38 protein-coding genes are annotated in these 23,434 nt (G+C 40.7%); 4 read left to right on the forward strand and 34 right to left on the reverse strand.

The genetic code is table 11. From position 1 onward, the window contains the following. Position 1: 1 nt before the first annotated feature. The 23 genes from D1970_RS10680 to D1970_RS10780 form a co-directional block, all read right to left on the reverse strand. Positions 2 to 487, reverse strand: coding sequence for a phage neck terminator protein (locus tag D1970_RS10680; protein ID WP_119112858.1), 486 nt, complete (start codon positions 485 to 487; stop codon positions 2 to 4). Beyond that, positions 468 to 827 carry a hypothetical protein gene (locus tag D1970_RS10685; protein WP_119112859.1) on the reverse strand — a complete coding sequence of 120 codons (360 nt, stop codon included), beginning with the start codon at positions 825 to 827 and terminating at the stop codon, positions 468 to 470. The genes D1970_RS10680 and D1970_RS10685 overlap by 20 nt, the downstream gene beginning before the upstream one ends. Then, positions 820 to 1,449: a hypothetical protein gene (locus D1970_RS10690; RefSeq protein ID WP_119112860.1), complete on the reverse strand. Its 630-nt coding sequence runs from the start codon at positions 1,447 to 1,449 to the stop codon at positions 820 to 822. Before D1970_RS10690 ends, D1970_RS10685 begins: the two co-directional genes overlap by 8 nt. A gap of 1 nt (position 1,450) precedes the next feature. After that, the gene (locus D1970_RS10695) at positions 1,451 to 1,795 is read right to left on the reverse strand and encodes a DUF4054 domain-containing protein (RefSeq protein ID WP_119112861.1); all 345 of its coding nucleotides are present in this window, start codon (positions 1,793 to 1,795) and stop codon (positions 1,451 to 1,453) included. Between the two features lie 12 nt (positions 1,796 to 1,807). Beyond that, the gene (locus D1970_RS10700; RefSeq protein ID WP_119112862.1) at positions 1,808 to 2,131 is read right to left on the reverse strand and encodes a hypothetical protein; all 324 of its coding nucleotides are present in this window, start codon (positions 2,129 to 2,131) and stop codon (positions 1,808 to 1,810) included. After that, the gene (locus tag D1970_RS10705; RefSeq protein ID WP_119112863.1) at positions 2,131 to 3,036 is read right to left on the reverse strand and encodes a DUF2184 domain-containing protein; all 906 of its coding nucleotides are present in this window, start codon (positions 3,034 to 3,036) and stop codon (positions 2,131 to 2,133) included. Before D1970_RS10705 ends, D1970_RS10700 begins: the two co-directional genes overlap by 1 nt. A gap of 18 nt (positions 3,037 to 3,054) precedes the next feature. Further along, the gene (locus D1970_RS10710) at positions 3,055 to 3,510 is read right to left on the reverse strand and encodes a structural cement protein Gp24 (protein ID WP_119112864.1); all 456 of its coding nucleotides are present in this window, start codon (positions 3,508 to 3,510) and stop codon (positions 3,055 to 3,057) included. Position 3,511: 1 nt separating this feature from the next. Then, entirely contained in the window at positions 3,512 to 4,597 is a 1,086-nt protein-coding gene (locus tag D1970_RS10715) for a DUF2213 domain-containing protein (protein ID WP_119112865.1), read from the reverse strand. 47 nt (positions 4,598 to 4,644) lie between these two features. Then, positions 4,645 to 4,836, reverse strand: a complete 192-nt coding sequence (locus D1970_RS10720) for a hypothetical protein (RefSeq protein WP_119112866.1) — start codon at positions 4,834 to 4,836, stop codon at positions 4,645 to 4,647. Continuing rightward, the gene (locus tag D1970_RS10725) at positions 4,833 to 6,227 is read right to left on the reverse strand and encodes a phage head morphogenesis protein (protein ID WP_119112867.1); all 1,395 of its coding nucleotides are present in this window, start codon (positions 6,225 to 6,227) and stop codon (positions 4,833 to 4,835) included. Before D1970_RS10725 ends, D1970_RS10720 begins: the two co-directional genes overlap by 4 nt. Next, a complete protein-coding gene (locus D1970_RS10730) occupies positions 6,184 to 7,527 on the reverse strand; it encodes a DUF1073 domain-containing protein (protein WP_119112868.1) in 1,344 nt (447 codons plus the stop codon). Before D1970_RS10730 ends, D1970_RS10725 begins: the two co-directional genes overlap by 44 nt. Positions 7,528 to 7,535: 8 nt before the next feature. Beyond that, positions 7,536 to 8,996 (reverse strand): phage terminase large subunit, encoded by a 1,461-nt coding sequence (gene terL, locus D1970_RS10735; protein ID WP_246370329.1) that lies wholly within the window; start codon positions 8,994 to 8,996, stop codon positions 7,536 to 7,538. Continuing rightward, the gene (locus D1970_RS10740) at positions 8,977 to 9,483 is read right to left on the reverse strand and encodes a helix-turn-helix domain-containing protein (protein ID WP_119112869.1); all 507 of its coding nucleotides are present in this window, start codon (positions 9,481 to 9,483) and stop codon (positions 8,977 to 8,979) included. Before D1970_RS10740 ends, terL begins: the two co-directional genes overlap by 20 nt. 71 nt (positions 9,484 to 9,554) lie before the next feature. Continuing rightward, entirely contained in the window at positions 9,555 to 9,827 is a 273-nt protein-coding gene (locus tag D1970_RS10745) for a hypothetical protein (RefSeq protein ID WP_119112870.1), read from the reverse strand. A 151-nt stretch (positions 9,828 to 9,978) separates the two neighbouring features. After that, positions 9,979 to 10,173, reverse strand: coding sequence for a hypothetical protein (locus D1970_RS10750; RefSeq protein WP_119112871.1), 195 nt, complete (start codon positions 10,171 to 10,173; stop codon positions 9,979 to 9,981). A 135-nt stretch (positions 10,174 to 10,308) separates the two neighbouring features. Continuing rightward, complete coding sequence (locus D1970_RS10755) at positions 10,309 to 11,745, reverse strand: hypothetical protein (protein WP_142921013.1); 1,437 nt, start codon at positions 11,743 to 11,745, stop codon at positions 10,309 to 10,311. Positions 11,746 to 11,825: 80 nt separating this feature from the next. Continuing rightward, positions 11,826 to 12,320 (reverse strand): sigma factor-like helix-turn-helix DNA-binding protein, encoded by a 495-nt coding sequence (locus D1970_RS10760; RefSeq protein WP_119112873.1) that lies wholly within the window; start codon positions 12,318 to 12,320, stop codon positions 11,826 to 11,828. A 105-nt stretch (positions 12,321 to 12,425) separates the two neighbouring features. Then, a complete protein-coding gene (locus D1970_RS10765; protein ID WP_246370328.1) occupies positions 12,426 to 12,605 on the reverse strand; it encodes a DUF3954 domain-containing protein in 180 nt (59 codons plus the stop codon). 61 nt (positions 12,606 to 12,666) lie between these two features. After that, entirely contained in the window at positions 12,667 to 12,825 is a 159-nt protein-coding gene (locus D1970_RS22375; RefSeq protein WP_181213479.1) for a hypothetical protein, read from the reverse strand. A 37-nt stretch (positions 12,826 to 12,862) separates the two neighbouring features. Beyond that, the gene (locus D1970_RS10770; protein ID WP_119112874.1) at positions 12,863 to 13,072 is read right to left on the reverse strand and encodes a hypothetical protein; all 210 of its coding nucleotides are present in this window, start codon (positions 13,070 to 13,072) and stop codon (positions 12,863 to 12,865) included. 64 nt (positions 13,073 to 13,136) lie between these two features. Then, complete coding sequence (locus D1970_RS22380; RefSeq protein WP_181213477.1) at positions 13,137 to 13,292, reverse strand: hypothetical protein; 156 nt, start codon at positions 13,290 to 13,292, stop codon at positions 13,137 to 13,139. A 47-nt stretch (positions 13,293 to 13,339) separates the two neighbouring features. Further along, a complete protein-coding gene (locus D1970_RS10775) occupies positions 13,340 to 13,867 on the reverse strand; it encodes a hypothetical protein (RefSeq protein WP_119112875.1) in 528 nt (175 codons plus the stop codon). A gap of 40 nt (positions 13,868 to 13,907) precedes the next feature. After that, on the reverse strand, positions 13,908 to 14,102 hold the full coding sequence (locus D1970_RS10780) for a hypothetical protein (RefSeq protein WP_119112876.1): 195 nt from the start codon (positions 14,100 to 14,102) through the stop codon (positions 13,908 to 13,910). A gap of 192 nt (positions 14,103 to 14,294) precedes the next feature. Here D1970_RS10780 and D1970_RS23395 point away from each other — a divergent pair, with 192 nt between their 5' ends. Together D1970_RS23395 and D1970_RS10790 are read left to right on the forward strand one after the other, a co-directional pair. Beyond that, the gene (locus D1970_RS23395) at positions 14,295 to 14,477 is read left to right on the forward strand and encodes an aspartyl-phosphate phosphatase Spo0E family protein (protein WP_119112877.1); all 183 of its coding nucleotides are present in this window, start codon (positions 14,295 to 14,297) and stop codon (positions 14,475 to 14,477) included. A gap of 64 nt (positions 14,478 to 14,541) precedes the next feature. Next, positions 14,542 to 15,036, forward strand: a complete 495-nt coding sequence (locus D1970_RS10790; protein ID WP_119112878.1) for a hypothetical protein — start codon at positions 14,542 to 14,544, stop codon at positions 15,034 to 15,036. Between the two features lie 361 nt (positions 15,037 to 15,397). Here D1970_RS10790 and D1970_RS10795 read toward each other — a convergent pair whose 3' ends face one another. The 11 genes from D1970_RS10795 to D1970_RS10835 form a co-directional block, all read right to left on the reverse strand. After that, a complete protein-coding gene (locus D1970_RS10795; protein ID WP_181213476.1) occupies positions 15,398 to 16,342 on the reverse strand; it encodes a DnaD domain protein in 945 nt (314 codons plus the stop codon). A gap of 17 nt (positions 16,343 to 16,359) precedes the next feature. Continuing rightward, a complete protein-coding gene (locus D1970_RS10800) occupies positions 16,360 to 17,061 on the reverse strand; it encodes an MBL fold metallo-hydrolase (RefSeq protein WP_119112880.1) in 702 nt (233 codons plus the stop codon). Then, a complete protein-coding gene (locus D1970_RS10805; protein WP_119112881.1) occupies positions 17,061 to 17,960 on the reverse strand; it encodes a recombinase RecT in 900 nt (299 codons plus the stop codon). Before D1970_RS10805 ends, D1970_RS10800 begins: the two co-directional genes overlap by 1 nt. Then, positions 17,960 to 19,942: an ATP-binding protein gene (locus D1970_RS10810; RefSeq protein WP_181213475.1), complete on the reverse strand. Its 1,983-nt coding sequence runs from the start codon at positions 19,940 to 19,942 to the stop codon at positions 17,960 to 17,962. The genes D1970_RS10805 and D1970_RS10810 overlap by 1 nt, the downstream gene beginning before the upstream one ends. An 82-nt stretch (positions 19,943 to 20,024) precedes the next feature. Then, a complete protein-coding gene (locus D1970_RS10815) occupies positions 20,025 to 20,207 on the reverse strand; it encodes a hypothetical protein (RefSeq protein WP_142921014.1) in 183 nt (60 codons plus the stop codon). A gap of 16 nt (positions 20,208 to 20,223) precedes the next feature. Next, a complete protein-coding gene (locus D1970_RS23000) occupies positions 20,224 to 20,352 on the reverse strand; it encodes a hypothetical protein (RefSeq protein ID WP_259339662.1) in 129 nt (42 codons plus the stop codon). A gap of 207 nt (positions 20,353 to 20,559) precedes the next feature. Continuing rightward, a complete protein-coding gene (locus tag D1970_RS22385) occupies positions 20,560 to 20,712 on the reverse strand; it encodes a hypothetical protein (RefSeq protein WP_181213474.1) in 153 nt (50 codons plus the stop codon). Beyond that, a complete protein-coding gene (locus D1970_RS10820) occupies positions 20,709 to 21,239 on the reverse strand; it encodes an XRE family transcriptional regulator (RefSeq protein ID WP_119112884.1) in 531 nt (176 codons plus the stop codon). The genes D1970_RS22385 and D1970_RS10820 overlap by 4 nt, the downstream gene beginning before the upstream one ends. A 53-nt stretch (positions 21,240 to 21,292) precedes the next feature. Further along, positions 21,293 to 21,994, reverse strand: a complete 702-nt coding sequence (locus tag D1970_RS10825) for an ORF6N domain-containing protein (RefSeq protein ID WP_119112885.1) — start codon at positions 21,992 to 21,994, stop codon at positions 21,293 to 21,295. Further along, on the reverse strand, positions 21,994 to 22,185 hold the full coding sequence (locus D1970_RS10830) for a helix-turn-helix domain-containing protein (protein WP_119112886.1): 192 nt from the start codon (positions 22,183 to 22,185) through the stop codon (positions 21,994 to 21,996). The genes D1970_RS10825 and D1970_RS10830 overlap by 1 nt, the downstream gene beginning before the upstream one ends. A gap of 12 nt (positions 22,186 to 22,197) precedes the next feature. After that, positions 22,198 to 22,428, reverse strand: a complete 231-nt coding sequence (locus tag D1970_RS10835) for a helix-turn-helix transcriptional regulator (RefSeq protein WP_119112887.1) — start codon at positions 22,426 to 22,428, stop codon at positions 22,198 to 22,200. A gap of 160 nt (positions 22,429 to 22,588) precedes the next feature. On the opposite strand from D1970_RS10835, the gene D1970_RS10840 reads away from it, so the two are divergent. Together D1970_RS10840 and D1970_RS10845 are read left to right on the forward strand one after the other, a co-directional pair. Beyond that, positions 22,589 to 22,930 (forward strand): helix-turn-helix domain-containing protein, encoded by a 342-nt coding sequence (locus tag D1970_RS10840; RefSeq protein ID WP_119112888.1) that lies wholly within the window; start codon positions 22,589 to 22,591, stop codon positions 22,928 to 22,930. Between the two features lie 27 nt (positions 22,931 to 22,957). Then, positions 22,958 to 23,419, forward strand: coding sequence for a DUF4429 domain-containing protein (locus D1970_RS10845; RefSeq protein WP_119112889.1), 462 nt, complete (start codon positions 22,958 to 22,960; stop codon positions 23,417 to 23,419). Positions 23,420 to 23,434 lie beyond the last annotated feature (15 nt).

Below are 23,434 nucleotides of genomic sequence, written 5' to 3' on the forward strand. Positions count from 1 at the left end.
ACTAAATACCTCCTATATTTATAGTTTCGATAGTTTCTGCCAGCTGACGGATCTGTTCGCTCGTTGCCCTGAGCTGAACATCGAAACCATGTTTGTACTCATATTCGTCTACTAAAAATGTTGTCCGATCTTGGATATTTCCCACTGAAACAACAGCCATGTTTTTATCCCTGATAAATCCCTGGCCTAAAAAAAGAAACCACTGATGGACCTTATAGGCCGATTCAATCGTGGTTTCTACATTTCCCGCATAAAAGCTAAAGGAAATAGTGAATTTATATTGTTCAGTCCGCTTTTCAAAAATTGATGTTCCTTCTTTATATTGAGTGACCGCCCCCCTCCCTCTTCCCTTGATATAAGGAGAAGTAAGGTTGTAGATGCCAAAAGGGCGAGCTGGCTGTGGGGCTATTGTATTACCCTTTACAATTTGAACGCCTGTATCCAGTTTAATACGAGCAATTACCTCTTTAATTATCGCTAGATTCATTGCCTGCCCACCTCGCAATATAGGCGTTTACGTCCGTATATTCACTTAAATCTTTAAAGTTTTGCACGGTGTATGTGGTGTTCTTATACCTGACTTTCTGGCCTTCAACGACAGAATAAACGGTTAGGATTTTCCTGTCTTTCACACTGTATGTGCCATTTTCCGCATACCTTAAATCATCATCAGAAAACGGAAGAATCACTCCTGTCATCTCTACAGGAGCAATCACACCAGGCTCCCAATCTCCCCCATCTGTCCAGTGCCCATCACCTGCAGCATATGCAGTAAACGGAACACTGTATTGATCGAGCAGGCTTTTAAAAGACATCATCTCAGGCATTTTTCTCCACCACTTTCCATGTGACTCGAGACCTCAAACCACCAGTGTCAATCAAGGGATTAGAAGATCCTTTATTGGCAACCGTACTTTCCGAGTTTGCCGGATTCTTCATGCTGGTCATTTTCTCTTGAATATCGGCCGCAACTTTCGCCCCTAATCTTTCGTACAGGGTCTGCACGTCCATTTTACGAGCAAGTACTTGGTTGACCATCCCTTGCATAAAACGAACCCATTCATCATTTTTTTCATCGAATGTTGAACGCATGAAGGAACGCTCTGGTATGGTTACGGACTTCTTCAGTACAAAAAGTACCTCAAAACCATCTTTCCCTTTCGGTATAGCCAATACGTCCGTCCCTTTCGGTCTGAAAATACCAGGGAAGTCCGCAGCGCTTTTTCCATAAGCTTTAGGACTTACTGGGATAGTCAGCGCAGCTGCACTCTTTGGCTTGATGGTCATCCCGTATTCATGCACATTTGCGATCATGGCATAGAAAGAGTCATCTTCTCCGAAAATCCCAATTTCGACCGAATGACTGTTCAACTCATCAAGGATTTTCATCAGACGCCCAGTGTTATCTACAGAATTGGTTATCTTGGCATAGGCCTTTTTTCTGACCATGTTAAAGCACCGTTAGATTCAGCTTTTTGCGATCGGTCCCAGAAAGGCTGTTTAAAATGCGTTGATATTCCAACCCGAATGAAGTTGATTCCAATGCAGTTCCACCTGAACCAGAATCACTGTAGGTTCTTTCGATGACGTCTACCTTTTCTTTCACAACTTTCCTGACGTCCATGGACGCCAGGTGTGCTGCCAGATAACGTGTAAGCCTCTCTCTTTGATCGTCGGGAATAGTTAAAGAGGATACCTCAAGAGTGGCATCCTCAATAAGCATGTTCAGTTGAACATCCGTTAAGGAGGCAAACTCCTTACTCATAGACCGGACACGGTCTAATGTGGTTGTCATTGAATCTTCCCCCTATTCTTCAGATTCGTCAGCTTTCCCCTGAATGACAACTGCTTGGGAGTCGATAGCTTCCAGAACAGCTTTTCGTTTTTCTACTGTTTTCATTTCTTCCAAAACTGCCAAAGAGAACGTATCTTTCACCAAATCAATTGCATCATCGGGTTTCATGTCTTTAAGCCTCTTTTGCAGGATGATTTCACCATCATCAATAAGCTTTTTCATGAGTGGATGGGAGCTGAATCGCTCGAAATCGCTTGATTCAACTTGATTTGCACCAGGCACTAGCATAACTTCCTCTGCATGACGGACATATTTACCTTTGTTATGAACTAACATTAGATTCCCTCCCCGCGCAAAATAGCCATTGGATAACGCACGATAGCTCCACCGGTACGCTCTTCAAGAGGTACTTTGTAATTTGGAAACTTATATTCTTCCGGATGACGCTTGATATCCATTGGAATCAGCACTTCCACAACATCCGGAGAATTGTCCAAAATCAAGAAACAATCGGTTCCCCCTGTTCCCTTACCTTCCAGATCAGATGTAAATTCGATTGTAGAGAACCACCCTTGAGTTTTAAGGTATTGGAGTACGGTTTGTCCAGTGTACTCGTTATATTCCTTTCCGAGTTCCTCCATGGCTGCAGGAGTCACGATTAAAGTATTTGCACTGTGACCTGGCAGCTTTTCAATTGGGGTCCTCGCTTTACGGATATCTGCAACAATCTCCTTACCCGTTTTATCTTTCCACTTTGTAGATGCACCGGCCGCGTTGTTTGAAACAGCCATTGTCTGGATCCCTTCAGCATTTGTTACACCAAGGATATTGTGTTTAGAATCACCGACCCAAACAAGGCGGTTTTCTTTTTCCGCAATCGCCTTACGAGCTGTATCAGCCTTCGTTGCTTCAACTGGACGGCCTGCCATAGCAGCTTGACGCAGTTCCTGAACAGATACACGGAAAGCAGCAGCGATAGAATAAATCTTTTCTGTGTGCCGCTCCATGTCCGCGTCAACGAGTGGAATATCATCAGCACCTGGTGCAAGGATTTTTGCAGCACCGGAACGTTTAATGACATCGTAAGAATAGGTTTCAGCACCTTCGGGAACATCGGTCTTTACATTGAAGATTGTGCGTGCTTTTAGTTCTTCCTTCTTTGCTTCATAAATACGGTTATCGATGGCCTCAAGGTCCACCGGACGAATAAGAGCATCAGCTCTGTATTGTTGTTGAGTCATTTATCCCTTCACTCCTTCTTATGGTAGGTTGATTTCTACTTGAACTAATTGACCTGCTGAAGCATTACCTTTAAAAGTGCCTGACGGAAATGCAATTGCACCTGTAAAGCCCGTAGCAACAAATCGATTGGTTGCAGGGTCCACTGCAGCTGCATCACCAGAAATAACATCGCCGCCTGCTTCCACCCAAAGAGTCCCTTTTCGGACAACTGGAACAGGATCATATTGGAGGAATTTTTGATCATCGGCCTTTGTTACCCACTCATGAATTTCTTGTGCAAGGGCAATACCGTATGGCTTACCTCCTGTTTTAACAACAGTGACTGTATTTTTGTCTGTTCCAAGCTGTAGGGCTGCTCCAAAAGGAATAGCCTCAGCTGCAGCCTTTGTATCAGCTTGGTAATCTTGATAGTTTGCAAGCTTACCTTTTCCGCCGGCTTCCGGCATGTACTTGCCGTAATCAGTGATTGCCATATTAATTAGCTCCTTTCATATTTAGACGTTTATTCTTCATTTCTTCAACATTCTTGCTGGCTGCTGATCCATCACCAGAGAATAAATGATTGGAACCGGTTGATGAGAATCCTGCCTGTTTTGCCTGACCTATTGTTGCATCATAGAAGGCATTAACATAATCCTCTGATTTCCCATCACCTTTAAAGTCCGGCTTCGCTTTAGCGATGACAGCTTCCTTGATCTCTCGTTCCGTTTTGCCAGTGAAATCAAAAGAGTCACCCAGCATTGTTCTTGCTCCGCTAATCAATTGCACGCGGGCTTCAACCTTCTTGTCCAGTTCATCAGCAGATAACTGCTGTTTCTTCGCTTCCTCCAGGTCTGTTTCTGCCTTTTTCAGTTTTGCTTCCTGGGCATCAAAACGACCTTGCAAAGTATCAAATTCTTTCACCTTCGTACTAGCTGCATCCAGTCGAGCCTGCTGTGCATCCAAAAAAGATTTCACTGTTGAATCAACTTCATAGTCTTTACCATCAATCTTGTAAGTTGGCATTTCCTTGTTTCCTCCCTTTGATTCAATTTGCCATGCATCAGAGTCATTGCGAATAGCCACTTCCGGCCCCGCCCTACCCTGGTCAACAATGGCAATATGATTAATTTCTAAATTACGCTGAACAAACTGATAAGCATCTCCGTTATAAGTCCCCTGCTCGGCTACTACATCAGACATAAAACCAATACTAATTTCCCTCTTACCATCCCTTATTTTTTGAATCAAAGCCTCATCAGTAATCGTCATTGACACATAGAGTTTAAGGTTTCGGACAACTGCATCCGTATGTGATAGACCTTTTGCATAACGATTGTAATTTTTTAAAGTTACCGGCTCATTGGGATGGTCGTCAGTAACCGGCTTAGAACGAGCAGAACGAATCGTCCTATCGCTGAATATTTCATCAGGCAGTTTGGCCTCCATCTGGACTGTTCCGTCCTGCCTTTGATATGGAAAAACACCAGGGCGAGTGATCGGCACTGTGACCGTCAAATAGCCTTCTGGTGTTTCTCCGTAGTCTTGTATAAGAGATCTATCATACCTTTGTAATTTCACACTTTCTCACCCCCTTTCGCAAACAAAAAAGCACCGATTCAATTAAATCAGCGCCTTTTTCGAAATGCTGCTCTTGGATCAGAATGGTTTTTTTGTGTTTCTCCATTACTTGATTTCCTTACAACATTATTTAAATGAGTGACCATTTCTTTATCCCACTCCTTTTTGGGAATCGTTTTTAACATGTCACTAATTTTTTGAGGATCTTCAGTTTTCAAAAACTCATCTTTTAAACTCATGACATCAGCTCCTCTATAAATTTTAATAAGTTTTTATCTTTGGCTAATAAATTTTGCGGATTAGTAATAAATTCTCGATATCCTTCAGCAAAATATTCACCAACCGATTCAGGATTTATGCCTACCCCATTATCATTCATAATGCCTACATCATAATATAGCCTTCCTTGGTATTCACTGATAAATCTATCATCTTTTAGTAACCAAACAGGAATATCATATGATTCTACATCATAATAAATATCGGCCATAGTTTTATTGCCTACAAGCTTACCCATTAATTGTTGATAAACGTGGTTATTTTGAAAGTTCAGTTTGGTCTCAATTGCATGGCCAAGTTCATGAACTAATTCTCCTTTTTCCATTCCTTCAAGAATACTCAATACACCGGTTTCTCGATTGTAATTAGAGCTTCCTACCTTTACAATCCTAATTTCTTTCACGGCTTCTGACAATAATTCACGGTGAGTGTCTGGAATCATTGCCAAATCATCCTTAATAGCTTGAATGTCATCAGGATTGTCTGTTTTGCTTGCCTTAATTCTAAGGAAATCATGTTTCTGATTACTATTGATTTCATCCTCATCAAACACGGGGATTGCAACACACCTGCAACGGTAATCAGTACCAGGCAGGCCAACCACCGGTGGATGCGAGTAGGAAAACACCTTATTGCTTAGGACGCGATGAGAATCCCGCACCTTTTCATCTTGGGAAGTTAACCATTTGAATTTGTTAACGCCCATACTTTGATGCCGTTTTGCGGTCATCTGCCCTGTAATGGATCCCGCCTGGTCTACAGCAATAAACTGAGCTCTCTTTAATGACATTCCCGTCTGCTTCATAAGCTGCTCTCGCATATCCTTTATGCTCTTCCCGTTTTTCACGCCCTGATGAACAATGCTTTCAATCTTAGGAAAGTAGTCATCACGGATAGAACTGATATAACTGACGTTCTCTGTTATGGAAGACCGCATAAATTCATCCAGCCAAGGCTCGTACTGCGTGGGATCTATTCCCTTAATCCGACCTTGGTCCGCCATGTTTTTCGAATTAAAAGTATTAATCCCGCCAACAAAGCTGTTTGCCAAGTCCAACACTGCTGATGAAGAAAAAATCCCAAGGGAGAGTGCCTTGATCATATCAATTGCCCTTTGAATCACGTCGAGTGGAGCGTCTGCACGGTATTGCATATCATCCTGCCGGTTACGGTATAGCTTAATCTGTGGAATAATCTGCTCGTCAAACATCTCCATTGTGGCTTTACCTAAGGCTGTAATTAGCTTTCTCATGCCCCGGTAATAACTAACTGCCACCGCATCAGGAAAACGTGTAGGAGGAGCAATTCTAGCCATTTGAGCCACGTTCTTTCCACGATGAGTAAACTTCATTGGCCATCTTCTCTAAGTCAGTCTCGTCACCTGAGAATTTTGTGACATTCGTCAGGCCGAACTGGCCAAACCGAGTTTCTCTGATTTCATCTACCATGAGCACTCCATTTGTGAGATAGATATTGTCTGTTTCAGCAATGATTTTTCTAATCTCTGCATCTGTTTTAGAATCTACCTCCCACAATGGATTAAATTTAAGTTCCCATTCTACTTTGGCAGGATCTATCCGTCCCCCAAGTTCATCCTCTGACCATAAGAGCAAGCGAATAATGCGTTCTACCAATGGACGTAGCTCGTTCTCTTGTTGGGCAGCAATGCGAGAATAATAGTTCATTACATCGTATTGGGCCCCGGTGATGGTTCCAGCTTCTTGCCCCTTTATTACACTCTTAGGCATTCGAGCTGCTCCGGCAAGCATTTCCCAGACATAATCAAGAAGGTCTTTAATACCCCCGACTGGCGTGCTCTCCTTCTTAAGTTCTTCATCTTTACCTATGATGGCGAGCGCTTCAGTGCGAAACATAAAGTCCATGAGCATACCAAGTTCATTTTTGTCCGCTGGAGACATACCTTCGATACCGTCCGATTTGTACACCTTGAAGGCGAAATCATAAAGCATCTGGCCAACAGACCAAAGGGATGTATCCAGGATAGTGATAATATCGTATAGGGGTTCCAGCAAAGGCTGCCCTCTATATTCGTCCTCAAGCCTACGTGTCTGGTCATGTATCAGGCGAGAAGCATGTACGTTCTCCTGGCTAAGTCCTGCAATCTGATTGCCCATCCTTGACCGTCTATTAATTTGGAATAATTCCACCTGGCCGAATAGGGGACTGAACATATCCTCATTGATGATGAAATCACTAACCTTCATTCCAGAAAAAGCATGAATATAATCCAATCTCTTAAGTTTGGTTTCATCCAAGGATTCATTTAAAGAGAAAGGTACTGATTGAGTAACTCCTAAGGAAATGAATCCATCTCCTCTTAACCTCTCAAAGGAACGCATCTTCTTGAATGCTTCCTTCGCGTTTAGGTCCCTCAACTTGTGCATGATATCATCTTTCAGTTTTTCATCCTTCATTTTCAAAGTGAACCAGCTACGGGTCATATCCTCAGCCGGAATATCAATGATATTCTGGATGATTCGATTATTTGCGTACAGATTGGAGAGGTCACCATCAGAAAGCTTTCTCCGCAAGCCAGGCTGCTGCCGGACAAGGGCATCTTTGCTTTGGCCCTTCCCATTCCCAATCATGAAGTCGTTCCTTATTGCCTTTGCCTGATCTATTGTTTTCATCTTCCTAATCACCTCCCCATCAAACGTTTATATCTATCTAGCGGATTGCTCTTAGCCGTATGAAGCTTATTTAACACTTGAGTCATCCCATCAACCTGGTCATCGTGTTTCCCGTTAGGGAAGGACGTAGTCTCTTCAATAAAGTCATTCACCCACGGGGCTATGAGAGGATGCGGCAAATAAACATTGCCGGCTTCCACCAACGGGGAAACTGCATTTGCCCGAACTTCTTTGCCGCCTTCCGGATTGACGGCAATAAGACCACTGATTTCATCCTGCAGCATCTGGATGACAGCCGGGCCATTTGCCTTATCTTCCACGTATTTGGCTTTTGATTCAGGCCATTTCTCGGTCATATGTCGGATGGCCTTAATCGTTTCTGGAAGGTTCATTCGTTCACGAATCTGGTCTAATAAGAAAAAATTAGCCTGTTTCTTTCCCCATGCTTGTCCTACTACAAAGTCAGAGCTTTTACTGTCCTTAAATGTACAGTCCCATGATTGCGCCTGTTTATCCCAGATTCGAGGAAGGATGGCAACATCCTTTGATAACTCTAAACGTGCTCTTGTTGCTTCATCTGGTACATAGAATTTCCACCAATGACGATTAAAAATGTTTCCGCCAGCAGGAGATGGACGCTGCTGAAACAGGGATGCCCACGTTCGTGATCCTACTTCAATTTTCTTATTCTTGGCCCATTCTTCATCAAATCCAAGCTCCGGGCATAAAGGTTCACCAATTTCCCGGCCAAGGGCATCATCCTCATCCTCCGCTATAGCTGGCAGTCGCAATCTTTCCCATCTATGAGGAGAACGTTCAATCAAACGCCCTATCAAATCATCCTCATGCCACCTTGTCATAATAACAATAACGCTGCCTCCTTTATGAAGACGAGTGGACAAGGTAGATTCCCATTCATCCCATACCTTTTGGCGGATTGTATCGGAATTGGCCTCTTCTGCATTTTTAAACGGGTCATCGATAAGGAGTAGATCTGCCCCCTCACCAGTAATTGAACCTCCAATTCCAGTGGCAATCATTCCGCCGCGTCGGCCTTCAACTCCCCAATTGTTCTGAGCAGCATTTACACCGGATATCTCGACATCGAAAAGAGCTTTGCCGTATTCCTCCACCTTCTGGCGATTCAAACGTCCAAACTTCCTAGCCAGGGAATCAGCATAAGAAGCAGCAATCACTCGTTTATCAGGATTCCTAGAAATAAAATAAGACGGGAACGATTCAGTTACCGTCATTGATTTTCCATGTCGAGGAGGCATTTCAATCATGATAAAACGCTGCTGTCCATTGGCTATTGGCTCCAAATGCTCACAAATAAACTCAGTATGGCGAAAGTGAGTATAATTCCCTCGATGGACATGTACTACATAATCACGAAAAGAACGCCTGGCCAGTTCCTCCCGGGCCATTTTAGCAATTGCCTTTCGTTGGTCAGTTGTCAGAGTTGGCAAGCTTCCTCAACTCCTCGGCGGTTAACCCAGATAAATCAATTTGATTTGTTACACCGCCACTGTGCTCAATATCCTGCTTATCTCTCCATTTATCAGGTCTGCGGTTTTTAAGCCAAAAGATTGCGGCTGCCGTTTCTGGGGCCTGTTGCTTGGTAACTTTTTTAACAATTTCAAGTTCAAACTCTATAACTTTACCTTCCTCGTTCACAAATGGCTTAACTGGTACTTGCTCATAAGTTAATTCATCAAATGCATAACCAAGTGCTCGTTTGAGAAGTGCATTTTCTACTTGGCGATCAATAACTTCTTTGCCTCTTTTTAAGGCCTCGCAAATCTCGCAATACCTTTCTTTCCATCTATAAAGTGTAGCAACGTTTATACCTATGTTCTTAGCAATTTGTTCATCCGTTAGGCCATCTCTTGCCCATCCTTCCACCTTAATTAAGCCTTCATTCGTCAGCCATTCCTCATATTTACCTTTAGCCATGTTTCATCACCACCACCTCCGCATTTCATTGTTTTTGAACAAAGAAAAAAGCACCCCGAAGGATGCTGATATTATTTTTCGATACTATTTAGAAATTCGTTTTCCACTACATCAATGCCATGTGCTGTAATCATGTAAGCGTGAATTTGACCACCCTTCACAGATCGTTCAACTAAGCCCTTCCTTACCAAATAATTATAAGCTAGCTTTTCTTCTGGTGCATCTATCAAATCATCCATTGACAATCGATATGGAGCACCATTGTTATTAAAGTAGCTATCATATAGTGTAGAAAGAACTTTTTCCCTTAATGCCCTTCGCTCAATAATCTTATCCTTTAACATTCCTACACCTCCCTTCGCCTATAATTTCGACAAAAGGAGATAATTTCCTGCAAATTAAAAAGAGCACCCAATTGGATGCCAACTTAATGTCCTACTGTCCCCGGGTCCAATTTATGACCGCCGTTACCAGGATCCTTACATGTTTGATTTCTCATGTCCATCCCTCCTCTAATCTATATATTTCGATAAATAGAGACAATCCCCTGCTACGAACCCTTCCAATAAGCTTTTTTATTTGTAGCCCATAACAATCATCACAGATACCATCATTGTCCTGGTATTCCCGTTCAACTGTGATTTCTGCGTTACATTTAGAGCAAATCATTTTCTCTGTAACCTGCTCCATGACCTCATCTCCTTTTTGCTTACATAATTCGGGAAAATGAGAAAAATTCCTGCAAAAAAAACCAACCAATAGTGCTGCTAATTAAAACTATTTACATATATACATTATTTGTACGACAAAAAACAATTAAAAAGTCTAATCAGTTTCTTCCTCTTCTTTGCTGTTATCCTTAAAACGACTGAGGCGAATATCCCTAAGCTCATCTTTAGTTAGCATTGAGCGCTTGTTTGGGTGACTATTAACAAAGTTTAGTACTTCTTTTCTTAATCGTTCTTGATCAATAACGAATGCATAAGGCTTGAATTGATTAATAAACCAATTTAAATCCTCTTCAAGAACTTTGTTCACCCTTTTATCATATAAATCTATAACATTTTGTTCCAAGTAATCATACCTACCACCATAATCGTTAAAAGAAATCTCTACCTCAAAGCCATTTAATAATCTCGCCATCTGAATTAATGTATTATTTTTGCAATTACGGTTTCTTATTTTCCCGATTTTAAAAATATTAATCTCTGTAAAGGAAATTTTAGGTTTTACTTCAAGTAATGTAGCTCCGAAATATTCCATGAACCTGGCCACACCAAAGTACAACTTTATATCAAAATTATTAAGACTTAACATAAACTCATTTTCCTCTTTATGGAAATCCAACTTACCTATATAGTTTATTTTTTTTGCAAAAATTCGACTTACGTGTTCAATAAAATTAGGTTCCGTAATTTCCTGTATAGTGTTTTCATCAATAAAACCCGTAATTTTTAGTTTTTTAATTACCCCAAGTTTATTTTGTTTTTCCAACCATCTTATAATTTTATTGGTTGCAACAAAAATACTATCTTTATTTTTAGCACTATATATTTTCATTTCATTTAATATAATTTCTTTTTTCTGTTTAGCGTGTTTAATATCCTCTATTGCCTGTTTTGAAACCTTGCCTGCTAAATACTTTTGGAATAACTCTCGTGTAAATTCTCCAATTTCCAAGTATCTTTGCTCTATTTCCAAAGGTATTAGTATATCAAATTTATGCAATTCCTTGTCCCATTGCTCTATTTCCCTTTCAATTCCGGGTATGGCTAAAGTAATTTCTTTTAATTTGCTTTGTTCACTCATCTCTTTTTTTATCTGTTTTATGCCTTTTCTACCAGGATATTCAATATTCGGGAACTCTTCGATACACTTACTACCAACTATTAGTTTCTTTTGATTCAGTTTATTTTCGATATAAAACAGTTCTTTTAAACGAGGATATCCACACAAATCGCATGGAACTCTTTTCTCCTCTTCTAAAATTGTATCAAACGGATGTGTTGAACCTTTCCATTCATCTCTGCATGAATTTACTATCCTATCTAATAAGTCATTAGTTAATAAGACTTGTTCCGAACTCCAATCACTTATTTCTTTATTTACTTCCTCAGACTTTGCCTTTTGAAAATTAATAGCAAATGAATTTAAAAACTCATATTGCTTTGCGTTTTCACTATAAATAAGTAAAGTTCTAATTTTTTCGTTTGTCAGTAAAATCTTTGCAGAATGAGATATTTCAACTTTAATTTCAACCATCCAAACTCCCCCTGTTTTGGAACGCATATCCTTTTTAATTATATCAATTTTTTTACTTTCCTCATATAAAAAAGCCTTTTTCATGAAACAAGAAAAAGGCTCTGATTTTTCCTATCTTGAATTTTCTTTTCAGCTCTTTCTAAATGAGTCTGAACAGTACTTTTTTTCACCCCTAACAATTGGGCTGTATAATCAAAGGTTAATCCTTCGGCATGAATCATAATAAAAACATCTTTTTCCCTCTCAGTTAGTGTACAAAGTGCATCTTCGATCATCTCCTTTTTAAAATTACTAATCCCGCGAGTAATTGTGCTATAAAGGGGTTTAACATGAAGTGCGTTTAGAATAGCTGGATCTGTTAAGTATACACCTTGTTTATCAATCCCTCGTCTACTGTCTGGGTTTCTTCCGATTCGCAACCATTCAATTGAATATTCCAAGTCACTTATCATATTACCAATTAGTTCTTTATCAATTTTATCTTGTTCTGAAAGGATTTCTTTACACTCAATTTTTCTTCTCATCTCTTTAGCCAACCTCAATGACCTTTTGTATTCTAAAAATAACTTTCTCACATTTCCAACTCCTTTTTTCAAAATTCAATCTAGGGCTAAAATAAAAAGGACAGCAAATAAGCTTTCGCTTACTCACTGCCCTCGGTTTTTCCGACAGACATATATTTAAAATTTTAGAGATTGTTCTAACGTCCCATGACACGGCTTTCCACCCTGCCAGTTGATAATTTGCTTTCCGTAACCTTCTGGAGGAGAAGGCACCTGCTTTAGTTGCCCGTCTCGAACAATGTAGGTGGCGTTTTTCATGAGATCAATCTCTGCAGTCATTTTCTCTCTATCTATCAAACTGACCCCTCCCGTATGGTATGATATGAATGAGTGTAGCCGGGAGAGATCCTGGCTTTTTTTACTTTGCTTTTTTAGCAGCAGGCCACTTGTGATCTATGCGGTCGATAGTAGAGGAACGTTTTGCAGCCTCTTTTGTCGGCCTGATGGGGTGCTTTGCTATGTAGGCCAGGCGCTCATCTTCGGTCATTTTCCATGATGTTACACTGCCGGTCATCATTGTTGGTCCTCCTTCCCTGTATGGTTCGAACCGTTAACTAAAAGTAAGTTTTCAATAAAGAAATCCTCGAATGGTATAAATGCAACTTAATTAATATATTTTCTTTTTCTTTTGAATAATCATCACCGGTAAAATTAGCAGCATTATTTTCTAACGTCTGTAATCTTAACAGCCATTTGCTAAAGTTTTCTGTTTGCTCAATCAGATCATTCAATCTTGCTTCTTGATTGTCTGGAACATTATACATTTTTACTCTCCTCTCCTCTTAAACAATAATTTGATTCCATGCCGTCATATCTTCGGACTGTGCATTAAGCGACTATCTTTTTCACGAGCTCTGCATTGATCCATCCTTCGAAACCCTCTAATACAACCACCAACGGACCAGTACCCAAGAACTTGAATTCATCACTTTCACAAATAGTTTGAACACCCTCGTACTCTACTTTATCGCCTTTAATTAACATTCCATTTCCCTCCTTTTACTTCGCAGTTTATGTCAACTTGATTCGGACTACGCGTTAAATTTTGCTTGAATCTCTCTTTTGATAATCTCTTGAATTTCTTCTTCGTTCGGAATTACGGATTTTACGGTTTCTTCAACTCTTTTATCAATTTTTTGAAATAGTTCGTTGTCTGCATACTCTCTTGTCTTATCCATAATCCAGTGTTCTGCCCTTGTTGTCTTGTCACCACTTGGACTTGACTTCATATAGCGTCCTGACAATGTATTTGATGTCTTTGAATATTTGTAGCAAGGTTCATCCAAATACTTTTGCAGCGTTTTTTTGATATAAGTATCAACGTCTGTTCTGCGCGGTTTTGTACAATGATAAGAAAAATCTTCCTCGCCAACTATAATGGTTTGCAAATACGAATCAACGATTGGAGCGATAATCCGTTTAACTTCTTGCTCAACCATCGACTCTGCTTTTTCTTTAACAAGCTTTCCAATTTGCTCCGATGCAATTTGTGATACCAAATTTTCTAACTCATAATTCAAATCCTCTTTACTAATTTCGAGATTAATATTTGCTTTCATCCTTCATTCCTCCTATTGCGTATTTTTTGTCAACTCCACATCACTCTTTCTTCAATATCCGCTTAATATCATACAAAGCTTCTTTGCTATTCCAAACTTGGCGATCCAAATTGATAAGGTGGTCCGATTGATCAACAAGCTTGCTCCAATTCCGATGGACAGAATAGAACACGAGCAGCAGGGTCAAGAAATTTGCAGCAAGGAACCCAAGAATCGATAAATTTATTAAATTCATTTGTCACTTCTCCCTTTTGATGTTTCAGTCTAATTTTTTAAAAGTTAGTTTGACTGGTCTAATTAGTTATAGCAACTTATACCCAACGAGGTAAAACTGTCATTTTTTATACATAAAACCTATTAAATTGGTTATCATACACTGGTAAAATAAGTATTGTTAGTGTCTATATTTGTCAAAAGGGGTCTGATAATGGAAACTGCCACTATATTAATATTGAAAGAAATAAAAGAATACATCGAGTTCTTGAGGAACCACATGATTTCTACGGGAGCGGAGTTTGGTTTTCATCATGAGAGAACCATTAAAGCTAGCCAGGAACTCGATTATGTTATCTATAAATATCAAGTGATACAACGTCGAATATTAGCTTAGTAACATTTTTGGTGAATAGTTAGGTACTTTAGCTGGTAATTTGTCGATTAAAAAGGAGATTAAAATGGAACTATCTAGATATGCTGAAAAACTGTTATCTCAATTAAATCTCTATATTCTTCCGCAGTACGTATGGTTAATCATTACCTACTATTTAATGATTAACGTGTTCTACGATTATTCCTCGCATCTTTTTAAGAATGACATAGAGCTCTTTAAAAAAATTCCAACTGAAGCTTTTGAATTTAATTCGATGGTTCTAGGTGAAATAAACAAATGGCTTCCACTTGTTTGGTTTTTGTCTTTTGCCTTTTTATTTAGCGGCTTAATTATCGTGCTTATCCGCTTTTTTCCGTTTTTAGAAAATCTCAAGATGTCTTTTCATGGAAGATACGGATTATTCCTTGGTGGATGGCTACTTATAACAGCTATTTCAATTCAACTCTATAATTATGCTGGTCACTTTTTTCCACTCTTTATTGTTGCCGTCGCCTTAATTAAAATCTGCGGTGAGGAGTATTTTTCAAAAAAAAATATATTCTTTAATAGAGATTATTAAAGTCAGCATTATCCTTTTAAACTTTTAGACTCTTAAGGTTCTGGATACACAATGATTCATTGCTTCAATCAATATTCTCTTTACACTTATTACGGACGGTTGAATACTCGTCAGTTCATGATGTTTTGTACCTCTCTGAATAACAGGTACTGCAGGGGCCCTTTGTCGCAAATCCATTTGGCTTCTTGCAGTCCGGGCAAGTGCAGGATAATGTCCTCCACCGCCGTTTGCATTCGGGGCAAAGAAGTGTTACGAACATCCCCCGATGCTCCATGACATTTCCAACAGTCTTGCAATGTGGGCAGTTGGGGACAGTTTTGACGTTGCTCATGACGTTCTCCTTTCAAGATGCTTTATTTTTTCACATGATTCCGAGCCTATCTAACTCAGCATTTCTTTCTTCCTCAGAAACTCTAGGCTTAACCTCTTTGTACTTTTTCAATTCCTTTTGTAGTTCAGCCTTTTGTCTTTCAAAATCCAAATCGTCGATTTCATTTTCAGTCTGGGAGGAAAATTGGCTCTTTTGCTTCCTAAACCAATCGGGCAGTTGTTCTTTTCTATCAGCCGAATTACCTTGCCTAGGTTTGCTTCGCTGCTTCGATTGCTGGTCCTTAAAGGCAAGAGCTGATGCTCGTGCTTGATCACTGGAATCTATCCCTTTCACAAACCACTCCTGGAGAATCTTTTCAACATAACTAAAGTTTAGGGCTCCCCTTTCGACTGCTAATTTCATAGCCTCTATAACCAGCTCGTCCGAAAGGTCATCACACCACATACTAATTTTTTGAGAGATATAAGCACCGATCACCCCGAATCCGTTTTGCTCGTAAAACGAAAAAGGGTTTATTGGCAGCTCCTTATCATCTTCTTTTTCTGTTTTGTTTTCTTTAGTTTTGTTTTGTTTAATTAATGCGGAAGGATTGCAGGAAAGGTTGTCGGAAACATTGCAGGAAGGATTGCCGGAAAGATTGTCGGCATCTATTTCCGACAAATCTTCATTATCGGAAACTTTGTGAGCAATATTTGCCGACAAATCACTAAGTTTATAAACAGCCGACTTACTTCCCTTTCTTGATTTAAAATCAAGGAAACCTTTTATCTTTAAATCATTTCTTGCATTCGTAATGGTTCTTTCGGAAAGGCCTGTTTTAACGCATAGCACCGATACAGCTACCGTAAATTCTCTCTGCCATCCAGCCTTATTGTTTACGTGCACCAATGCGTGCCATAAAGCAATTGCTGATGTGCTAAGTGAATTTGTTTCGAGCCGATCATAGAATGCGTTAATCAACTTAATGTAGTTCAAGATGTACTACCCCTCCTTTAGGGAACAAAGACCATTTTCCCAGTAAGCTCCATGATTTCTTTTTTGAACCGTTCCTCATCGCTGTTACTGTCGCTAAGATGTAGTAGCCATATCTCCTGGACTTGTTTCAAATCATTTGCCCTAAAAAAGTCTTTTACGTTCTCCAGACTAAAATGTGATTGCATTAGTCGTTTCTTCATGACCTTTGGTACACTGCCAGCTGCTATGTTTCTATTTAGTATGTTCAGGCTGTAGTTACACTCAATCATGATGTGTGTGAGCCCTTGGAAACGGTATTTGATGTAATAGGTATCTGTTGCAAACAAAAGTTTTTCCCCGGCCTTATTGACCATCAAGAAGCCGTATGGTTCGCTTACATCATGCTGCACATCAAACGGTAGGATAGTCCAGGTGCCCAATGTAAAAGGCTCCTTGGTCTTAACTGTTTTAATTCTGTGATGATCTAAGCCGATAGCTTCCTTGGTCCCAGCAGACATGTAGGTGTTAATCCCGGCTTTCAAAAGGTCTTTTAAGCCGCCACAATGGTCTTTATGTTCGTGGGTGACTAAACATCCAGCTATGCTTGAAGTCTTGAAATTAACCCGCTTCTGTATCTCACGAAAAGCAATACCACATTCCAAAAGGATGGGGGTGCTACCATCAGTAATGTGATAGCAATTCCCCTTTGAACCAGTGGCCAATGTATTGATTTCAATCATTAGAACCCTGGACCGCCTGTCCCAGTTTGTTCAAAACTCATTTGTTCTTGCTGATTAGCCTGTTCTTCAGGTTGTTTGGTTTCTTCTGGAGTATCTTCATACTCAATATCTATGATTTCTACATTTGCGTTCTGTTGGATCTCTTCTTGAACAAGAGCCTCTTCCCTAACTTCATCAGCCCTGTTGATATGCTGCATGACTAGGCTGCTGTCATCACTCGAGTTTAAGAATTTCTTACAAGCTCGGTTGATAACTGTTTTCTTGGCCATCTCCTGCTTGAATTCATCATGAGTACTGCCCTTTTTCTCAACCGTTTGATCCTTCCCCCAGAATTGCGCCTTGCTCCAGGCCTGCCTTAGTTCATCGATAGTCATTAGCTCGTGATATGCTGTATCATCCGAGAGAACAATAGTGGCATACGCTCCGATGATTTTGTCTTTGTTAATGTTGCCGAATTTTTGCTTATGTGTAAGATTGACGATCCGTCCATTCACCATTTCATAATCCACATCATCGCCTTCATAGATAACTGCAGCATCGATGCTTTTAGCTCCGGTTACGCGTTTGGTAACCGCCATGGTGCCGAAATAGCTCCTTTGGAAAGTTAATTGGTTACCGTAGACAATGAAATATCCTTGTTTCTTTGCTGGATTCAAACCCTGAACCACCATATCTAATAAAGAGTTTGCAATGCTGTCCTTTGTACATACATTCAGGGCAGGTTGTTTGTTTCTATCTTGAACGTTCTGTAAGATTAACCAGGCGCTCTTCATAGCATTCTCAGGGCTATAATTAGCCGGGAAGTGAAGCTCTCCACTTTCTTGGAAAGACTTCACTCTCTCCGCTACTACATCAACAGTGTCTCGTTTTAACATTGCAAGTTGGTTTTGATTGCTCATTAGATAGCCTCCTTCATTTCACCATGCTGTTTTTCGATTCTTAGCACCTTGTCCTTTTCAGAGACCACAAGGCTGATAACCTGTGAGTTTGTATCAATTAGCTGAGTAACGGCTTCAGCATTATCTACAAAGATCGGGGCCCTGAATTGAAAGTGCTCGGAAAGTGTATTGATGATGTCCAGGCCAACATTAATCTTGGCTGCATTATTCAAACCGCTGCTGTAAGGTACACCCTGGTACAATGTCTCGCAGACTTCCTGGAGACCACCGTTGATCTGTTGCTCAAACAACTTGAATCTTGCGTATTTAAATCGGCTGTTGATTTTCTCCTCGAGCATGTTGACCTTGGAACGGATAAATTCCTCTGTGAGGTAAAGCTCTTCTTCCAGCTTTTCAAACTCAGCTGCAAGGTATTTCTGTTCCGTCTCTAATTCCTCGATACGTTTTTCAGACTGCTGGGCGTATGCGAACTTCCCAACCTCGGACTGCAATTGGTCCCTCTTGGACTTTAAAGAGATAATCTCAGTTTGTATGTCCATGATCGATTGCTCGGCCATTTGCTGCAGGCTACTGATCTCAGTTTGAATAGCTTGTTTTTCCTGAAGCTTAGAGACGTAATCACTATTTTCCGTTACATCCACAACAAGGCTTTCTGCTTGGTGCAACTGGGTTTCCAACTTGACTGCGAGCTCTTGTTTAGCAGCTACCTGGCCATTAAGCTTTTCATATTCCTTGGCCAGTTTTTCGTTTTCGGAAAGGAAATGCTCTTTTTGTTCCTTGCCGCGTTTCCCCTTGGCTTTAACCTCTTCCAGCTGCTTTGCCTTCTTGAGGTTAAATTGTGAGAGGGCCTTTTCTTTAGCGTCAGTAACCTGTTCTTCAGGAAGGCCTTGGCCACATGCCGGGCACTCGCAGGCTTCGGTATGAGTGAACTCCTGATCATTAACTGTGTGCCAGTCCTGCCGCAGCTGTTCCAATTGGGCTTCTATGCGCTTGATGTTGTCATCGTTATAGCGCTTTTGCTGTTTAAGGTTTTCGATGTCTCGCTGAATGATTTTCAGATTGGACTCTTCTTCCTGCAACCTGGCCCTAAGCTGATAAACATGTTCTTTTGAGCCGGATTCATGAGTGCGCTTGATTTGAAGTAAATCCATTTCGATTTGTTGGATTCGAGTTTGTTTATCAGCAATCGCTTTTCCGTTCCTAATACTGCTGATCTGCGTCATCTTGTCATCAATTTCCGCATTTATGCAGGAAATTTCGGACACTAGTGATTCCTTATCCACCCTATCCAGGCTTGGCATGTTGTGATTGATTTCGCTGATTCTAACCGGGATCTTATCGATTTCTTTATTTATCTCAGACCGACGGGCAGCAATCACTTTTCTGTGGTTTTCGATGGATCTTCCTGCCAAGATGTCTGGAAGCTTTACAAGTGATTGATTGCCCGTGATGACCTCGTCATCCGAAATGTCTCCGCAAATTTCGAGGAGCACCTTCCTCCGGTCCTGCCATTTGACCTGCTCATTAAAATAGCTTGGTGAGGTAATGAGTTTGAAAACATCCTCGTCAACCAGTTCCGAAATCAGCCCATCATATTCTTTCTTCTTAGACGGAACCCCGTCGATATAATAATCTGTTGTGTGCCCGGTGAACTCTGCTTGAACGGCACCGCGTTTTTTTGTCCATTTCTCCGAAAAGACTTTTTTTAAGGTCAATTTATGTCCATCAACTTGAAATGTGGCCTCAACAGAATGCTCCAAATTATGAATGACCTGACCACCGCTTAATGTTTTGATGGCGAAATCTTTTTTGTTTTGCGAATCCTTATCAAACAGTAACCACAAGAAACCGTCAAAAAGAGTGGTCTTTCCAGTGGCATTATCACCGTAAACTTTCATGCTTTCGCCGCTGGCATCGATGATGATGTTTTTGACGCCTTTGAAGTTTCTTAAAGATAAATTAAGCAGTCGAATTTCTTTCAATGCATTTCCCTCCTTGTTTATAAGGGTGAAGCCCCTTATAATGGACTTAGATGATATTAATAAGTGCTTCACCCAGACACGTTTAGCCGGCGTGTCTTTTGTTTTGTTCAGATAAGATAAATTCAGAGTACTCATAGCCTTCTTTCATTTCCTCGTAGGCTCTGGATCCGCCCAGGGTGGCATAATGCTTTTTCAGCCATTCATACATCCAACGGTTTTCCTGAAATGCAGGCTCGTAAATAATCCCTGCTTTTGTTTCAATCAAGATTCCCACTCCTTTCTTAAGCTTCTTGCACTTCATGACTCCATGCCAGGTCTTCATTCCCGCAGAATGGGCAGTATTTAGGCACATAACCCTCCTTTACTGCAAACTCTTCGTCACAAGCGCAATAGTAGACATCGAGCATCATCGAAAGCCTCCTTCCAATTCAATTTTCAAAACTCAACTGGTGCTCATTTGCACCGTCACGGACCGGGAAAGGGAATCAGGGAAAAAGGAGGGGGACCCGGCCCATGACGGCAAAAACGAGTTTGCCGCACCACTAATCAAGTGATAAAATAATAGTGTGATGATTATCCCTGCTTGCCCCGCAGGGAGTGTATTAAAAGCAGTGAGCTTAGCTTGCTGCTTTTTCTTTTTGGCTGAATAGACGTCTTTTTGCTTCAACTTCGACCGCCAACAACATTGCCCGATTCTTTCTCATTTCCCGGCATATTTCCTTAACCTCAGCTGCCTTCATTAACCTACTTGCGGATAATACTTGGTTCATTTTCTAATAAGCCTCCTTTGAATTAATTTGAGCTTGTGTTGGGTCCATATCTTGACCCATGGAATTTTGTATTCCTTACAGATCACTGCAACATAGTGATTCAGCGCAGTAATAGCATCAACGCTTTCCATTAATGATTTTTCAATCACAGTAACATCCATTTGTTCTACAGTATGAGGTTGTACTGTGAGTTTCCTTGAAGCCTCGAGGACAGCTGTCAGTGCCTCCTCGAGCTCTTCTTTCGTTTTCAGTGTGACTGAGCTTCTATGTAGGTCAGCCGCATCCCCGTCCAATTTGATAGGCCCCCAGCCGATATACTCTGCAGATGCTTCCATCGCCACCCAGGGATTATTGTGTTTTTCAATGTAATAGTTACTTAATTCAGGCTGTACCTGATAACGGCCATTCTCCTGATGGGAGATTGATTCCCTGGAGCCAAAGTACTCGTCAAATGTCATTTCTAGCTGTGTGACTCCCGCTTCTCGTCTGGCCGTCTTGGCAGCCTTTGATGCTCTACCAACCGGCATAACAGCATATCCCCTTTCTACCGTCCAAATTGTAATAACCTAGTAAACTTAAATTAAGATACTTTTCTAGGAACCCAGTTCTCGATATAGCGCAGTGCCGACTGAAGTTCCTTGCGTTTCACATCTTTATAGGAGGCTACTCCAAACCGGTCTTTGATTTCCCGGTGAAGCTCCCGAAACAGGCGTGATCTCGCTTGCGAGTCGCTTTCCATTTCATAGATTCTCGCAGCCACTCCCTTTTGTAGTCGCCGCTGTTCCCCGCTGGTGAGCGTGATCTGCTCCTCAACTTTGAAATCAACAGTAGTGATTAGCTTACGAAGTTCATTTTGTTCCTGCTTGATGGCCTGCGTGTCCTCAACCAGGTCTGCGGTGGTGCGCAGGACTGTTACGAGGGCCTGATCCTTTGAAAGAGGAACGATATTATCTTTGATGGTGTAATACTCATCAACAAGCTTTTCGTATGCATCCCATGCTTGATCAGTATTTAAGGACTTTGCGTGAATCCATGCACCCTTCTCTGTCCAGAGATACAAGATGGAAGTAAACTTTAGGCTATCGTCAAATTGACGTGACCCTTTGAACTCTCTTAAATCTTCACCAGATAAAGCGAAGAAATGCTTACCTTGAACGTAGCGTTCTAAATTCCTTTGATAATTACGATTGATGATTTTACTTTCTGTTCCAAATGCTTCAGCTAATTGAATGGTAGTAAGAACACGTTGGCTATTTTGAATGATTGGTTGTAGCTGATTCATTAGATTGCCTCCTCATAGTTTCTTGATTCTTGCTCGGCCATCCAGGAGTCTATCGTCTCTCGATTAAACAGGATACGCCGGCGAACACGTACATGAGGAATTTGCTTCTGCCGGACCATCGTGTAGATCGTGTCTATGTGGACTCCGATGTAATCCGCTGCCTCCTGGGCTGTGATAGTTTTTCGTTGCACGGTTTGCACCTCCTATGCAGTGTTTGATTTTTGTCGCTTATCGCTACAATTATTTTCAAAAAAAAGCACCCAATCAAAACCAATATATCCAGCTATTTTCTTTGCTACATCAACACTAGGTCTTCTAACACCAGATTCAATTTGTGAGTAGTACGGCCGCTTGATTCCTGCTGCTTCAGCCACTTCTTCTTGTGTTCTTTTAGCAGCTGCTCTTTCTTCATGCAGCCAAGTTCTTGGTTTCATAAACTCACCTCTTTCTGTAGCGTTTTGCTACTTTATATTTATAATATACAGTAGCGTTTTGCTACAGTCAAGTAACTTTGTACTGTTTTGCTACAAATATTTCATTGTAGCTTTATGCTACAGTATAATTTAGGTAAATAGATTGAAATGAGGAACTTTTATGTTTGGTGACCGACTAAAAATGTTGAGATCTGCAAGAAAATGGACGCAAGAAGAAGTCGCGAAAAAGTTGGAAATTTCCAGAGGTACATATGCCCATTATGAAATAAATAAGCGTCAGCCAGATTTTGAAACTCTAAAAAAGCTCTCAAATTTATATGAAGTTACTATTGATTATCTTTTGACTGGTGAAGATCAACAAGGCGCGACAGATGAAATGTGGAAAGAAATCCTTGATCCACAGAAACAGTTGTTTTTTAAAGACTTGATGGATGCCCCAGAAGAGAAAATCGCGGAGCTAATAAAAATATGGGACATTATCAAAGAAAGAGATAAAAAATAATTAAATTGGTTAGGAGAGGTAAAGATTATGGAAGCAAAAGGGGTTAATGGCCAATTAGAATTGGTTGGTAACAAAATCATTATAAAGCGCAAAGGTATGCTAGCAAAAATGACCCAGGGTCTGAAAGGCGACAAAGAAATACAGATCAAACAGATTTCTTCAATGCAAATTAAAAAAGCTGGCGCTTTAACAAACGGATATATTCAGTTCACTTTCTCGGGAGGAAAAGAAAATAAAGGTGGCCTTTTCGATGCTACTAAAGACGAAAACACCATCATGTTCAATAAAAAACAAATGCCAGATTTTCTGACCCTTAAGGAAGCGGTAGAAGCTAAAATTGATGAACTAAGTACCTCAAACCATGTACAAGCTTCTTCTGCCCCAGTGGATGTTGCAGACCAGATTAGCAAACTAGCAATCTTAAAGGACCAAGGCATCCTGACGGAAGATGAATTTAACGCTAAGAAGAAGCAATTACTGGGGGTTTGATATCCCGCCAACCGA

This window comes from Mesobacillus zeae, from assembly GCF_003570705.1.
In the GTDB taxonomy this organism is placed as follows: domain Bacteria; phylum Bacillota; class Bacilli; order Bacillales; family Cytobacillaceae; genus Mesobacillus_C; species Mesobacillus_C zeae.

Coding starts and splice junctions, on each gene's coding strand:
- D1970_RS10710 (WP_119112864.1), bottom strand. CDS start 3,510: ATGGCAATCACTGATTACGGCAAGTACATGCCGGAAGCCGGCGGAAAA.
- D1970_RS10845 (WP_119112889.1), top strand. CDS start 22,958: ATGGAAGCAAAAGGGGTTAATGGCCAATTAGAATTGGTTGGTAACAAA.
- D1970_RS10705 (WP_119112863.1), bottom strand. CDS start 3,036: ATGACTCAACAACAATACAGAGCTGATGCTCTTATTCGTCCGGTGGAC.
- D1970_RS10725 (WP_119112867.1), bottom strand. CDS start 6,227: ATGAAGTTTACTCATCGTGGAAAGAACGTGGCTCAAATGGCTAGAATT.
- D1970_RS23395 (WP_119112877.1), top strand. CDS start 14,295: ATGGAAACTGCCACTATATTAATATTGAAAGAAATAAAAGAATACATC.
- D1970_RS10755 (WP_142921013.1), bottom strand. CDS start 11,745: ATGGTTGAAATTAAAGTTGAAATATCTCATTCTGCAAAGATTTTACTG.
- D1970_RS10730 (WP_119112868.1), bottom strand. CDS start 7,527: ATGAAAACAATAGATCAGGCAAAGGCAATAAGGAACGACTTCATGATT.
- D1970_RS10770 (WP_119112874.1), bottom strand. CDS start 13,072: ATGTATAATGTTCCAGACAATCAAGAAGCAAGATTGAATGATCTGATT.
- D1970_RS10780 (WP_119112876.1), bottom strand. CDS start 14,102: ATGAATTTAATAAATTTATCGATTCTTGGGTTCCTTGCTGCAAATTTC.
- D1970_RS10825 (WP_119112885.1), bottom strand. CDS start 21,994: ATGAATCAGCTACAACCAATCATTCAAAATAGCCAACGTGTTCTTACT.
- D1970_RS10740 (WP_119112869.1), bottom strand. CDS start 9,483: ATGGCTAAAGGTAAATATGAGGAATGGCTGACGAATGAAGGCTTAATT.
- D1970_RS10820 (WP_119112884.1), bottom strand. CDS start 21,239: ATGCCGGTTGGTAGAGCATCAAAGGCTGCCAAGACGGCCAGACGAGAA.
- D1970_RS10685 (WP_119112859.1), bottom strand. CDS start 827: ATGCCTGAGATGATGTCTTTTAAAAGCCTGCTCGATCAATACAGTGTT.
- D1970_RS22385 (WP_181213474.1), bottom strand. CDS start 20,712: ATGAACCAAGTATTATCCGCAAGTAGGTTAATGAAGGCAGCTGAGGTT.
- D1970_RS22380 (WP_181213477.1), bottom strand. CDS start 13,292: ATGTTAATTAAAGGCGATAAAGTAGAGTACGAGGGTGTTCAAACTATT.
- D1970_RS23000 (WP_259339662.1), bottom strand. CDS start 20,352: ATGATGCTCGATGTCTACTATTGCGCTTGTGACGAAGAGTTTGCAGTA.
- D1970_RS10745 (WP_119112870.1), bottom strand. CDS start 9,827: ATGTTAAAGGATAAGATTATTGAGCGAAGGGCATTAAGGGAAAAAGTT.
- D1970_RS10700 (WP_119112862.1), bottom strand. CDS start 2,131: ATGTTAGTTCATAACAAAGGTAAATATGTCCGTCATGCAGAGGAAGTT.
- D1970_RS10720 (WP_119112866.1), bottom strand. CDS start 4,836: ATGAGTTTAAAAGATGAGTTTTTGAAAACTGAAGATCCTCAAAAAATT.
- D1970_RS10775 (WP_119112875.1), bottom strand. CDS start 13,867: ATGAAAGCAAATATTAATCTCGAAATTAGTAAAGAGGATTTGAATTAT.
- D1970_RS10835 (WP_119112887.1), bottom strand. CDS start 22,428: ATGAAACCAAGAACTTGGCTGCATGAAGAAAGAGCAGCTGCTAAAAGA.
- D1970_RS10800 (WP_119112880.1), bottom strand. CDS start 17,061: ATGATTGAAATCAATACATTGGCCACTGGTTCAAAGGGGAATTGCTAT.
- D1970_RS22375 (WP_181213479.1), bottom strand. CDS start 12,825: ATGATGACCGGCAGTGTAACATCATGGAAAATGACCGAAGATGAGCGC.
- D1970_RS10790 (WP_119112878.1), top strand. CDS start 14,542: ATGGAACTATCTAGATATGCTGAAAAACTGTTATCTCAATTAAATCTC.
- D1970_RS10805 (WP_119112881.1), bottom strand. CDS start 17,960: ATGAGCAATCAAAACCAACTTGCAATGTTAAAACGAGACACTGTTGAT.
- D1970_RS10840 (WP_119112888.1), top strand. CDS start 22,589: ATGTTTGGTGACCGACTAAAAATGTTGAGATCTGCAAGAAAATGGACG.
- D1970_RS10680 (WP_119112858.1), bottom strand. CDS start 487: ATGAATCTAGCGATAATTAAAGAGGTAATTGCTCGTATTAAACTGGAT.
- D1970_RS10695 (WP_119112861.1), bottom strand. CDS start 1,795: ATGACAACCACATTAGACCGTGTCCGGTCTATGAGTAAGGAGTTTGCC.
- D1970_RS10690 (WP_119112860.1), bottom strand. CDS start 1,449: ATGGTCAGAAAAAAGGCCTATGCCAAGATAACCAATTCTGTAGATAAC.
- D1970_RS10750 (WP_119112871.1), bottom strand. CDS start 10,173: ATGGAGCAGGTTACAGAGAAAATGATTTGCTCTAAATGTAACGCAGAA.